We start from the raw sequence: 12,685 nt of genomic DNA, 5'->3' as shown, positions 1-12,685 counted from the left end.
GGCTTCAGACGAAGGGCATCATGACTGCTGCCGATTTGGCCGCTGCAGACAGCACATGGGTACGGAAACACCTGCATGTAACCGGAGCCCGGGTGCAGGCTGAACTGAACGGAACAGCGTGCCTCGCGATCGAACTGGTACGGCCGGCAAAGCAGAGCATCTGCACCTCACGCTCGTTCGGCAAATGCGTCGGCACGCTGGATGAACTCCAGCAGGCGGTGGCAACATTCGCCGGCAAATGCGCATACAAGCTGCGCCGGGAACACTCCCGTGCCTCGATGGTGACAGTCTTTACCGGAACCAGCCCCTTTGAGGAACCCGACGCCCGGTATTGGGGCACCAGAACCATAACACTTCCCTTCCCCTCCAACGACACCACCACGCTGCTGAACGCAGCCGGGACTGTGCTCAAAGGACTCTACAGGGAAGGATACGGGTACCGCAAGGCAGGCGTGCTGGTGAGCGGCATGGTGCCGGAAGATCAGCCAGGAACAACCCTGTCACTGTTCGGAGAAGAAGAGCCCACGGGTGACAGCCGGCAGCAGGAACTGATGGCCGTCATGGACGGAATCAACCAGCGGTACGGACGGGGAACCATCCGCCTCGCAGCTGAAGACGACCAAGCATGGAAACCCCAACAGGAGCGGCTATCCCCACACTATACGACCGACTGGGCAGATATCATCACCGTCAGAGCGTAACATGCTGAGGGAGCGACCCGGCGGATGCTGCTTACGTATTGAGGTCATGCGATCGTTCATAAACATTGAAGTCATGTAAGATTGTCGACAATCCCACATGACTTCAGTACGCCAATACGCTGGACCCTTTATCGAGAAGCATCGAGCCCTGATTGATCCCCCATCGCTCGAGAACTAAAAAGCCATCAGGGGTACATGTCCCCTGATGGCTTATCTGGCTGTTAAAATCCGGTTGAGAAATGCTACTGAATAGTGAGGTCCTCAATGGATCCGCCGGCATTAAGATGCTCAATCACCCATAAAGGCTTTCTGCCCTTCCCGGACCACTCCATTCCATCCTTGCGGTACCTGGCGGGAGCTTTCTCCTTTTTGACTTTTGAGGAAAGACTGGAAATCCCTTCCTGAATCTCTTCCCAGGTAAATCCATAATCTCGGACAGTTTCAACTACCCCTTTCAGGGCTGAATTACGGTTCGCCATAACTTCACGCTTCTGGCGTTTCAGATTTTCAATCTGGGCATCAATGTCTTTAATGATTTTCATTGGATTCTGTTTTGTTGTTCGCCTAATACGAATACAATCTGACATTCAGATCATCAAGTGCCAAGATAAGGAATCATACGGATAATCAGGAGGCATTTCATGTATTGGCATTTACCTGTGTATCATTCAAATGAATGATAAGGGAAAGTCCATCCCCCATTAGAACTGCACTTCATTTTCTTCTTGATCTTCTCCACTCCCACGGAGCAATCGGCTGAGGCTCAGACCACAGCCAGATCCGCTTGCTTCGCGCTGCGCTTTCCAACCGGGCAAGCGAGATATCCGATGAGGAGTTCCCGGTTAAGGGAACGTCCATTCACTGTAACCCAACCTATGGAACGACCGTATCGATCTTTATCGATCCGCTCAAGCTCGACAACTTTACCAAACACAATGTCGAGAAGATAACTCGGGTCTGATGACCGTTTAGGAAGGCATATCACTCAACCAGTTCCGTGAAATGCAGGCTCACGAAGTGAAACTTGTCGTTCCTGAAGAGTTCATCAAGAAATACCACGGCAACATCCGCATGGCAATCATGACACTTGAGTCTTTTCTCGGTGAGGTGAAGTCAATCGGATGCCAATGGAATACCGGGTAATATTACTGACTCTTTATTCAACTGCCAGCTGGTGCGGAGCTCTATACGGGTATATTTGCATAATATTTGAGAACATCCGGCAAGCAAGCATAATCAATTCGATATCTGATGTTTTGCCCGTTGTTGATGTGTTCCGGATAATGCGCTGCAAGGTAGCTGTTAATTCCAGACTGCTTTCCGTCGCAGCCGATTGCAAGGAAACTGCTGCGCCAGTTAATCGACAATGTCGAGACGTGATTTGTGTCCACCCTGATCACGCTACCATTGCTACGATCCCATTGTTCAGTCTTACCGGTAATTGCGAGGATTCTTCTTCCAGCATGGCGATTTATAGTATCAACCTGCTGCCTGGTTTCTTTCATGAAATCAGCTTTTTTCATACGGCTATCCGTTTTTCTCTGTGGGGAAGCATTTCAGGGTCTATTGTCCTTCTGGCTGTAAGGTATCCCCATCAGTGAAAACCGATGGAGGCGGTATGCATTGAATGCCCCTAGCCTGTCTAATAAACGGGGTTAATGCAATTCATGTTACTTAACTGCGTTCAGGATAGTCTTATTCTTTACACCATACTGAGTTCAAGCCGGTGCTTGACCTTTTCCCAGCCGGGGATGACGGATTTCAGCAAAATATAGAACTCAGGGCTATGATCCCGGCATATCAAATGACAAAGCTCATGGGTCACCACATAGTCAATACACTCTCTGGGTGCCCGGATCAAATCTCTGTTGAGCGTCATCATTCCTTTTTCCGATAGGCTTCCCCAGCGCTTTTGCATGCGCCTGATCGACACATGAGGTCTGATGACTGCATGATCCTTCAGCTTCAACCAACAACGATCAAGGCTTTTGCCGAATTGCTCCCTGGCCTTTTTCAGATACCACTCTTCGAGGAGCTTTCTGGTCATTTCTGGATTTGTGATATCTCGGGTAGTCACAGAAAAATAACCACGGGTCAGCCTGATGCTGTTTTCAGAACCCTGCAAGAGTTTCAACCGGTATTGTCGGCCAAGGTAGAGATGGGTTTCACCTGAAACGTAAGAACGCGCAGGTGTTTTCGGGTTAAACTGCCCGAAATAGTTTTTCTGCCTGACAATCCATCGTGCTCGCTTCGACAACTTCTTTTCTACCGATTCCCTGCTGGTATCAAGCGGGGCTTTCACCACAACCGAACTATCGGGACCGACCGCAATTTCCATAGTTTTTCTGTCGCAATACAGTAGCGTGTAATCGATTGTCCGGCTACCCCAGACCAGTTTATAGCAACTCGTATCAGTCAACATTTTCTACCTCTTGCTTCTATGCTCAGCAACCTGCATGACCTTCTCGATGATCTTGTCCATCTCTTCCAATGACCACCCGATACCTCTTCGGGTTTTCAGCTCGTCATAGAGGTAATCATCGATCTCGTTAATGGCAAGGTTCTTTGCATCATCATCATCCCAGAAATGAACCTTGCTGTGCTTCTCAAGAATACTGCAGATCGCAACGGCCGTATCAGCTGAAACTGACTCGATGAATGGGACGTCCGGATTGTGGGTTCCGATAAATGGCTTCAGCACACCAAAATAGGCCATTGCATCTTCATTTCCGGCAAGGGTATCCGGCACATCATCATGAACCTTGTTGACAACACTGTACCGGATATCGACGACTTTGTGCAGGTACTCAAGATCAGATAGCCGCTGTACCCGGTAATCATCGATCGCCTGCTGGATCAAACGGGAAAACTTCTCATAAAACGCCGGGTCTTCATCCATTCTCTCCGTTATCGCTTTTTTCGTGGCATGAGCAATCGTATCAGCACGAGAGGCCATTGTCTTGCCTTTCTGATAGACGCCTTGGTCCTCTTTGACCTGGCTGAACATGTCGTCATCGAAAATATTCACCGGCAGGTTAAGCTGGATAACCTCATCTGCTTGAATGTGAGTATCCAGAAGCTTCCGGATTTTCGGCTCGTACATGCGGTAATCAATCGCTTCGGCAAAGCGCAACTGGACAGACGCCCTTAAAGACTGGAATTTCCTGAGATCGGACTTATACCTCGACAACGTTTTTTCATCCGTCTCTGTCAGGAATGTTTCAGAAGAGAGCGCAATGGCAAAAGTTTTGGCAAACTCTGCAAGGCGCTTGTAAAACTCCGCCCTCAGTTCATCATCAGCAAGCAAGCGCTCGTAGGCCTCCTCGTCCTTTGAGTGCTTAACCGTCTTGAAGAGCTCCCAAAGGTCAGAATAACGAGTGGGCAATTTCTCAATCTCGCTGTTGATCGAGGTGAGCGTTCCGGCAAGATCGGCTTCGTCGAACCCTTCAAAAGCGCTGTACATGGTCAGCGCTTTGTCCAGCTCCCCGAGCACGTTAGCATAATCGACGATAAAACCGAACTCTTTGCCCTCAAAAATCCGGTTGACCCGAGCGATTGCCTGAAGCAATGTATGTTCCCTGAGCACCCGGCACAAATACAGAACGGTATTACGTGGCGCATCGAATCCGGTAAGGAGCTTATCAACCACAATCAGAATTTCCGGATCACTGCCATGCTTGAACTGGTTGATGAGCTGCTTGGTGTACTCCTCTTCGCTTCCATAGCGTTTCATCATCTTCTGCCAGAATTTCACCACCTCATCGGTCGGTTCATCATCGGTCTCCATATACCCCTCGCGCAGGTCCGGAGGAGAAATAACCACCTCGGAACTGACCACCCCGATTTCATTCAGACATGCTTGATATTTAAGTGCGGAAGCCTTGTTGGGAGCGACAAGCTGAGCCTTGAATCCTGTGCCCTGCCAGTTAGCACGAAAATGCTCACTGATGTCGAACGCCCTCATGTAAATAACCTGATCAGACTTGTTCAGCATTTCAGCACGGGCGTACTTTCGTTTCAGGTCAGCCTGCTGTTCTCTGGTCAACCCTTGGGTATGACGCTCGAACCAGAGATCGACGGCGGCTTTGTTCTGGGTCATTTCTACATGCCGCCCTTCATAAAGCAGAGGAACGACCGCCCCGTCTTCTACCGCCTGTGAAATGGAGTAGTGAGGCTCCACAAGATTTCCGAAACGGGTGAAGTTATTCTTCTCTTTCTTCAGCAATGGCGTGCCCGTGAATCCGAGATAACAGGCATTTGGAAACATCTGGCGCATTCGCGCAGCAAATGAGCCAAAGGTGGTTCGATGGCTCTCGTCAACAAGAACAAAAATGTCGGCAGACTCGTCCCGATACCTGTTGACCGCATAAGCCTTGTCGAACTTGTGAATAAGCGTTGTGACAATACCCGACCTTTTTTCCGACACAAGCTCCAGCAGGTTCCTGCCCGATGTTGCCCGATTGGCTTCAAGGCCGCAAGCCGCAAAGGTGTTGCCAAGCTGCCTGTCGAGATCGTCACGGTCGGTGACCAGAACGATACGGGGATTCTTGATTTCCGGATCGAGGGCAAGATTGCGGGTCAGCATCACCATGGTCAGGGATTTACCCGACCCTTGCGTATGCCAGATGATTCCACCCCTGCGTGTACCACTCTGATCGCTTTGTTTGACCCGTCGCAGTGTTGATTTAACGACGAAATACTGTTGGTACCGGGCAATTTTTCTGAATCCACCATCAAAAACGGTGAACTTCCATGCCAATTCGAGAAGCCTTTCAGGACGGCAGAGCGCATACAAGGCCTCATCCTGTGGTGTAACCAGTTGAAGATGGATTTCAGGCACCTGGCAATGAAAGGTCTGCGAGATTTTACCCCTAAGCTCATCTGAAATCGGCATCTGCTTCAATTCGGCCAATGGCCTGATTGCAGCAGCTCCCTTCACACCCTCCATTTCTTTCCAGGCGCTCCAGAACTTTGCCGCCGTGCCGGTAGTGGCGTACATCGCTTTGTTCTTGTTTACCGCAAAAAGCAACTGGGTGTAAACGAACAGTTTCGGGATGTACTCGTCGTTCTGGTTTCTGATGGACTGGGAAACCGCCTGATCGATTTCGGTTTGTGGCGACTTGCACTCGATGACGCAAAATGGAATACCGTTGACGAAAAGAACGATGTCCGGCCTGGTGGTTTCCGTGCTCCTTGAACGCTCGACGCTGAATTCAGCCGTTACATGAAACTTGTTCCTCGACGGATTGCGCCAGTCGATATAGTTCAGATTGAAGCTTTTGGAATCCCCCTCGATGGTCTGCTCCATGGATGTACCGAGGGTGATAAGATCATAAACAGCCTCATTGGTTTTCTGAAGTCCGTCATACCTGATGCTTTTCAGCTTCTGAATGGCCGACTGGATATTCTCCTCGCTAAAGAGATACTCGTTTCCCTTGTGCTGGATTCGGTTGATCTCCTTGAGCTGGTTGCGAAGAATGTTTTCCATCAGCACGTTCGACATCCTACCCTGCCGCTCTCGAAGAGCCTCGGAGGGAGTGAGATACTCATAGCCCAGAGCCGTTAGAAACTGCAAAGCCGGAATCTGGGAGAGATGCTTCTCGTTGATCTCGAAATCACTCATTGCCTCTCCCCGGTTTGCGTGGTGGATTGAGTTTCTTGAGGTCTGCCTCCAACTCTTTCAGGCTCTCCTCACGCTCCCTTTGCGTCCAGGCCTCTTTATACTTCTCATACTCCTTCGATGATTTTTCGAGCGCGAGTTTATGACTGATTTTCCCTGCATGGGTAAGCAATTCTCGTCCATTAAGCTGAATGATCAAATCCAGCCGCTGAATCCAGTCTTTCATGTACATCGGTGTTCGCTGCTGAGCCATTGCTTCAGCAAATGCCAGATATTGCTCCACAATCAGCCCTAACAGCGTGATCTCGTCCTGATTCAGGTAGTTCTTGGCAATGCTGACATCAGCCTTACCGACAGCAAGGCCTTTCTTGTCGAACGACTGCATTCCCATCAAAGGCAAGTCCCCATTTGCACGGAGATAAACCAGCTCCGCTGCGGTCTGCTGGCTGATGGCCCAGAGCAATTTATTCTGAACGATTTTGAAAAACTCTATGGTTTTCTCAGCCTTGGGATCGTAATCGATACTGGTAACGTAAATGTCCTTGATCTTTTGGTAGAAAAACCGCTCGGAAAGCCTGATTTCACGGATGCGCTTCTGCAATTCCGTGAAATAGCTCATTGAGCTGCCGCTCCTGAAACGATCGTCATTCAAGGCAAACCCCTTGACGATATACTCTTTCAGGCGCTGGGTAGCCCAAATCCGGAACTGCGTACCCTGATGCGACTTCACCCGATACCCTACCGAAATGACTACATCGAGATTGTAGAACAAAACCTCTTTTGACTGTGTCATTCCTTCAATAGCGCCATGACGGGTGGTTGTCCGGAATTTCCGGACAACCACTTCTTCGTCCAGCTCGCCCTCATTGAAGATGTTACGAATATGCTCAGATACGGTCTGCTTGCTCTTGCCGAACAGTTCGGCCATATGCGCCTGCGTCAGCCAGACCGTTTCATCCTCAAGCCGGACATCGATGGTGATCTTCCCATCGGCTGCCTGATAAATCAGAAATTCAGAGTCATTCATGGATTTACCCCCAGCGCTTGCCAGTACGGCTTGAATCCAGCCTCGACGACCTCAGCAATCAGGCAGAGAAACGGCTCGTAATCCTGTTTCGTGTGTGCGGTGTCCAGTGCTTCGTAGTACTCCAAGCGCTTTTCTACCGGAAGTACCACTGGCGGATACCCATCCTTCATCAGCTCAAGGTTCATCAGGAGGCGAGATGCTCTGCCGTTTCCATCGGTGAAGGGGTGGATTTTGACAAAGTCCGCATGAACCCTTGCCGCCCGTTCAACAGGGTGAAGCGCAAGAGCCGTCTCTTTGTACCAGTTGATGAACCCCTGCATTTCGCTTTCGACATGTAGGGCGTCCGGTGGAACGTGATCGGCACCAGCAATGATTACATTGGTTTTCCGGTACACGCCCGCATGGGCATCATCGATATTCTTGAGGATGAGCTGATGGATTGACTTGATATGCCATTCCGTGAGAGCCTCATGTCTTTTGACCAGCTCTTCGACAAAAAAAATGGCTTCCTGGTGATTGATCGCCTCGAAATGCTCGCGCATGGTTTTACCGCCAACCGTAATCCCCTCCAGAGCAACCTTCGTCTCCTTGAGCGTCAGGGTATTGCCTTCGATGGCATTCGAGTTGTAAGTCCATCGGAGAACCAGGTCTTCATGAAGATTGGCGACAATCTCCGGCGGCAGTGGCCGGTACGAGTCAAGCTTTTGCTTGAGCTTGTCGAGTTTATTGAAAACTTTCATTTTAAACACATTCTATCTTTAACCGCGAAAAGCGAACGGGTTGATGCCAAATCTTATGCAGAATGGTTTTTGCTTGATTTGGAGTTAATCATTCAGAACCTCCATTTACAATTCCATCACATTTAGCGATCACATACCATGGAATAGTATCGAATACTGCGGGATCAAGTTGGCAGATAAATTCATTTTCGATATGGTACGTCTCCTTTATGAATTTTTCGATAACCGCATCATTTTCTTCATGATCAATAAGTCTGCACACCTGCAGTTTCTCATAACCATTGGTACAGGAATAATAAAGCGTCTTTAGAGAGCCAGCATCTTTAATTCGTTGCAATATATCGTTGTAAGAAAAGCTGGGCATTTCCTCTTTAATCTGGTCGCTTCCGGAGCAGAATTTTTCACTAGTCATTTCAGGGCAATCAACCTCACCACTATGAGGCTCACGAAAATCTTTAGCTCGTTCCCTTTTGTGCAACAAATTAGAAAGCACTTGATAAGCATCTCCTTTATCGTCAGAAATTTCTAGACGCCGCCTCATATAGATGAGTTTAATAATGTCATCTTTATTCGTTTGAAGTGCTTTTTTGCAGATTTCAGCAAATGTTTGAATATCATTCTTTTTAATATTCAATTCATCAATTCTTCCGCCTGATAGCTTCAAAAAAGCCGCACATGTCTGATTACTAAATTTATGAGACAACGATCTGACGGTATCAATAATGGGTTCCACATCATGTGTAAGCATCAAAACAGTTTTATTCTTTAGGCATGAGTTGGAATCACGACGAAAGAGCATTTCAAGAATGGCGTATTTCTTGTTTTTATCAAACGAAGAAATAGGGTCATCAAGTATGATCAGATTTGGCTTTTTTGAGAGACATTCATACATGAATAGCACAATAGCAAAAGCATTTCTTTCACCAAAGCTGAGATGCTGGCTCCCTCCGTTAAGATGCTGAGAGTGATCAACATGAAGCAGTTTCAGCTGAGACCGCTCGCCTTCTCCTACTATTTCGACCTTGTAGCTATATCCGGCATAGGAAAGAAAGTTATTAATGTCTTTCTGGTGTTTTTCAACAACCTTTTGCATCTCATGACGCTGCTGATTAATCTTTGCCTGAAGCTGCACAGCTTTTATTATGATTGCATCAATAGATACATTTATAGGATTAATCGATTCTTGTGTTTTATCAGACTTCAATTCAGTGAAAAACTCAAGGTCTATTTTGTACAAAGGCAGTTTTTCCGCGACCAGCTCTCCTTCTTTGAACTGAAATCCAGAAAGTGTGCGAAGTTTCTCTAATTTCTCGACGAGGTTGTCGATTTGGGTCTTAACTGTGACCAAAAAAGCTTCATGCTCTTTTTCGAGACCGTCTTTCAGTGTCGTGATCGTTGAAAGTTTTGATTTTGCTTCATCCGAGAAATAATCCCCAAGACGATCGATAACTCGAATAATGTCCATTAGATTTTTGATAGTGGCCTTGTCATATTCTTGTCCAACCTTTCGAATTGTGTCTTTTTTGTCAGCTGCATGTGAGGTACAAAAAGGGCAATTATCAGAAAGATCCGCATATTCATAGCCCTTAGTTTGCCAGTCAATCCAGCCAACACTGTTTTGGCTTTGAATAAAAGGCTGATACGATTCGAGATCTGCAGGAATATGTTTTATTTTATTGCCTCCTACCAATCCCTTCATCCCTGTAGATGATTTCGAAATCCCTGATTTGGTCAATTTAAAGGCACCCCCCATTTCTTTGAGGGTATCAATCAAAGTTTCCAGTTCATTATTTACCGTAAACAGCTGCTTAATCTCAACAACCAGCTCCTCAATTTCCTGCTCTTTTTGCTTGTAAACTTCGGTTTTGATGAAAATATCAAAGCTATTACTAAGCAACTCATTCGGTTTAAAAACAAATTGGCTTACGTACTCCTCATTGAAGCACATAACTTTTTGAAGAGTATCCAGTCCTGCTACTTCAGGCTTTTTGCTTTCAAGGTTTTTCTCTCTCAGCTTAAAAGGTATGAGTTCGCTCAGATTCGGCTCACTATTCGTGCCGAGTATAATGGCCCGTGCTATTGTGCTCTTGCCGGTACCGTTAGGAGCGAACTTAATATTCAGTTTATTCTCTTCAAGAGAAATGTTTGCAGAATCAATGTTGTTGCAGTTCTTAATCTCAATATTCATCAATTTTCCTCCTTACTTTGTATCCCGCGGTGGGCACTGATCGTTTCCGTAGCTGTTGCCTGTTCTGATCTGGCCGTTCACCCCGTGAATCTTGGTGTCCGATTTCTGGTTTCTGGCAATGTTTTGTGCGACCTGAATCGCTTCGGCTTGCGTAGGAGTTACCTTCGTTGCCTTGCTGTTGCCAGCGCCCTTGACTGCCCATCCATCAGAATGAGGAACCACATGCTGATTTTTTCCTCTTGCCATAATTATGCCTCCATGTATTGATTAATAATTTCCGATTTCACCCGCCACTCACCCGTCAACATCTTCTGCATCAGGCCGCGTTTCTGGGTTTTGTATTGTTCTGCGAGTTGTTTCAGCAGGCCTATTTCTTCTCTTGCAGCAAATACGAATTCCGCAACTTCTTTTTGCGCCTGCTCATCAACAGGCAGGTGAAGAGTATTACTCAGGAATGTCTTGTTCGTTATAGCAATGGTGTTTTTTGCACCCTTTTGAACTATTGGGAACAGATAATTCCGTGCTCGCATCGAAGAACTGAAATAGAAGTCAAGGACAATGCCTAGGTTGAATGTCTTTGGCGTGAAGACTCCATAAAGTGGCGAAACAATAACATCATTTTCCGTATAACTCTGCTTCACAATTCCTAAAGGAAAGTCCCCTGTTGGGCTCTTTGTGTAAACAATATCGCCAAAATGAACTCGGTTATAGTTGTCGGTATTTGCTGCAGAAAAGGAGCGCCCCAAATGCTCAACTTGATTGATGAGTCCTTTGTGCACAGAAACAGAATAAACTTCTTCGAGTCCAGTGCTCTTATCGCCGTGCTCGGTAAGCACCGACTTTAATTTTAAGACTTTCCATCCATCATAATTTCCGTCATTTCGTCGGTCAAATAAATCCCTCCCATAAGCATTCAGACTCCTCTCCTTCGCATGAATCAGCCGTTCGGTTTTCTTGATAGCCTCATCCCAGGTGAACAGCAGATCAGCAATGGCTTTTTGCTCGGGAAGCGGGGGAAGAGGAAACGGAACTTCAGAAACTACACTCCAGTCAGCCCTCGGCATTTTTGAACCACTTGTTATACACGCTGAACGAATAAACTTTTCTTGCTGAATGAGGTAAAATAGAAAGGATGAATATGTTTGTTTCTGGGCGTTTAATACCCAAATTTCAGAAGAACAGACTCCACTGAAATCACAATTAATATACTTCCGAAGATTAGGGCGTAATTTACCAAAAAGAACATCACCAATTCGGAATGTGTTTTTTGTACTAAGCTGACCAGCCGAACTAATTGTTCCCAGTAGACGTCCAGTCTCTTTCTCTATATGCTCAAGCTCAATGCATGGCTCATCCATAGTTTGTTTCTGCGGATTAAACTTCTTCTTGGAAAGAGTGGCTATTTCATGAAACTCAACTTTGATCCATTTACCTGTTGAATCTTGACATCCTTGCATCACTGAATCTCCTTCAATTTCTCATCCATCCACACCCACACCTCCGCCCGCTTCTTTTCACTGCACATCGTTTATCCCTCCAAGCTTCTTCTGCGTCCGTTTTTCCAGTTTCCTGAGGTCTTCATCCGGTTTTGGGAGGTCTTCCGGCATCGTACCGCCAAGCTCTTTGATGGTCTGACGGACTTTTTTCCCTACCTCGAAATGGGTCGCATTTGCATGACGCTTGTCCTGAACCTTCTCCCTGCGGAGTTTTTCTTCAGTTTGCGTAGCGCGGAAGAGGTTGGCCGCCAGCTCGGTACTCCCCATGTTATCGAGAATCTGCTGGCTTTTGTTCAGCCCTTTCCGCTGATGAATGCCCTTGGCATCCAGACCACCATACAACCCCTTGTAACCATGATTCTGAAAAATGGCGAAATCAAGCGTACTCTCAACACCGGCCTGCTGTGCCGCTTCAACAAGCTGCTTGTTGTGTTCCTTCATCTCCTTGCACAGAAAGAGTCGCTTTTCCTCCTCCTTCAGCCGCTGAAACGATACATCATCAGCCAGCTCCTGGCGGCGAGTCTGAATCGCAAAATAGGTCTGGCCATTAGCAATGACCGGTTTTGACGTATCACCGTTCTGAACAATCAAATAACAGGCATAACGCGAGAGCTGATAATCTTCAACCTCACGTTGGCCTCCTGAACCGATATGGACCAATTTTCCCACTTGGGAAAAATGGTTTTCGGAAGGCTGACCAGAGAGCTCACAGGCCGATACAGCTTTTTGAATCACCCTTTTGAACTTGTCCCAACTTGAATAATCCAGCACTATCTGCAGATCTCGAGCAAACCAGAACTCAACCTGATCCGCTGTAAACTGCTTGAGTTCTTCGAAAGTATTGTGATATCGTTGTTCTATGCCCTTACGACTCATAGCGTCCCTCCATTTTCATTATTGACTGTCTCAATCA

12 protein-coding genes (1 of these 12 only partly in view) are annotated in these 12,685 nt (G+C 47.1%); 2 read left to right on the top strand and 10 right to left on the bottom strand.

All coding sequences use genetic code 11. The features are described 5' to 3' along the window. Positions 1-701: the 3' portion of a Y-family DNA polymerase gene (locus E0L29_RS10685; protein ID WP_131358835.1), read on the top strand. 574 nt of this gene lie to the left of the window's left edge; only the last 701 of its 1,275 coding nucleotides appear in the window; the start codon falls outside the window, past its left edge; the stop codon is at positions 699-701. 242 nt (positions 702-943) lie between these two features. On the opposite strand, the gene E0L29_RS10680 is transcribed toward E0L29_RS10685, so the two are convergent. After that, entirely contained in the window at positions 944-1,243 is a 300-nt protein-coding gene (locus E0L29_RS10680) for an H-NS histone family protein (RefSeq protein ID WP_165498893.1), read from the bottom strand. A gap of 436 nt (positions 1,244-1,679) precedes the next feature. On the opposite strand from E0L29_RS10680, the gene E0L29_RS10670 reads away from it, so the two are divergent. Further along, positions 1,680-1,844, top strand: a complete 165-nt coding sequence (locus E0L29_RS10670; RefSeq protein WP_225739537.1) for a type II restriction endonuclease — start codon at positions 1,680-1,682, stop codon at positions 1,842-1,844. A 41-nt stretch (positions 1,845-1,885) separates the two neighbouring features. Here the strand turns inward: E0L29_RS10670 and E0L29_RS10665 are convergent, their stop codons facing one another. The 9 genes from E0L29_RS10665 to dinD all read right to left on the bottom strand — a co-directional run bounded on the left by E0L29_RS10665 (position 1,886) and on the right by dinD (position 12,648). Then, positions 1,886-2,224: a hypothetical protein gene (locus tag E0L29_RS10665; RefSeq protein WP_131358828.1), complete on the bottom strand. Its 339-nt coding sequence runs from the start codon at positions 2,222-2,224 to the stop codon at positions 1,886-1,888. A 179-nt stretch (positions 2,225-2,403) separates the two neighbouring features. Further along, positions 2,404-3,039 (bottom strand): SprT family zinc-dependent metalloprotease, encoded by a 636-nt coding sequence (locus E0L29_RS10660; protein ID WP_242664375.1) that lies wholly within the window; start codon positions 3,037-3,039, stop codon positions 2,404-2,406. 87 nt (positions 3,040-3,126) lie between these two features. Beyond that, positions 3,127-6,324, bottom strand: coding sequence for a type I restriction endonuclease subunit R (locus E0L29_RS10655; RefSeq protein WP_131358822.1), 3,198 nt, complete (start codon positions 6,322-6,324; stop codon positions 3,127-3,129). Then, on the bottom strand, positions 6,317-7,348 hold the full coding sequence (locus E0L29_RS10650; RefSeq protein WP_131358820.1) for a virulence RhuM family protein: 1,032 nt from the start codon (positions 7,346-7,348) through the stop codon (positions 6,317-6,319). The genes E0L29_RS10655 and E0L29_RS10650 overlap by 8 nt, the downstream gene beginning before the upstream one ends. Then, positions 7,345-8,088, bottom strand: coding sequence for a Fic family protein (locus tag E0L29_RS10645; protein ID WP_131358817.1), 744 nt, complete (start codon positions 8,086-8,088; stop codon positions 7,345-7,347). The genes E0L29_RS10650 and E0L29_RS10645 overlap by 4 nt, the downstream gene beginning before the upstream one ends. Before the next feature lie 88 nt (positions 8,089-8,176). Next, positions 8,177-10,276, bottom strand: a complete 2,100-nt coding sequence (locus E0L29_RS10640) for an AAA family ATPase (protein ID WP_131358813.1) — start codon at positions 10,274-10,276, stop codon at positions 8,177-8,179. A 12-nt stretch (positions 10,277-10,288) separates the two neighbouring features. Further along, positions 10,289-10,522, bottom strand: a complete 234-nt coding sequence (locus E0L29_RS10635; protein ID WP_131358810.1) for a DUF2188 domain-containing protein — start codon at positions 10,520-10,522, stop codon at positions 10,289-10,291. Positions 10,523-10,524: 2 nt separating this feature from the next. Next, positions 10,525-11,733 carry a restriction endonuclease subunit S gene (locus E0L29_RS10630; RefSeq protein ID WP_131358808.1) on the bottom strand — a complete coding sequence of 403 codons (1,209 nt, stop codon included), beginning with the start codon at positions 11,731-11,733 and terminating at the stop codon, positions 10,525-10,527. A gap of 57 nt (positions 11,734-11,790) precedes the next feature. Continuing rightward, positions 11,791-12,648, bottom strand: coding sequence for a DNA damage-inducible protein D (dinD, locus tag E0L29_RS10625; protein ID WP_131358805.1), 858 nt, complete (start codon positions 12,646-12,648; stop codon positions 11,791-11,793). Positions 12,649-12,685 lie beyond the last annotated feature (37 nt).

It is taken from the genome of Chlorobium sp. N1, assembly GCF_004332115.1.
Lineage (GTDB): Bacteria > Bacteroidota > Chlorobiia > Chlorobiales > Chlorobiaceae > Chlorobium.
Note: the sequence above shows the minus strand (reverse complement) of the source record. Positions and strands in the feature narration are given on the sequence as shown.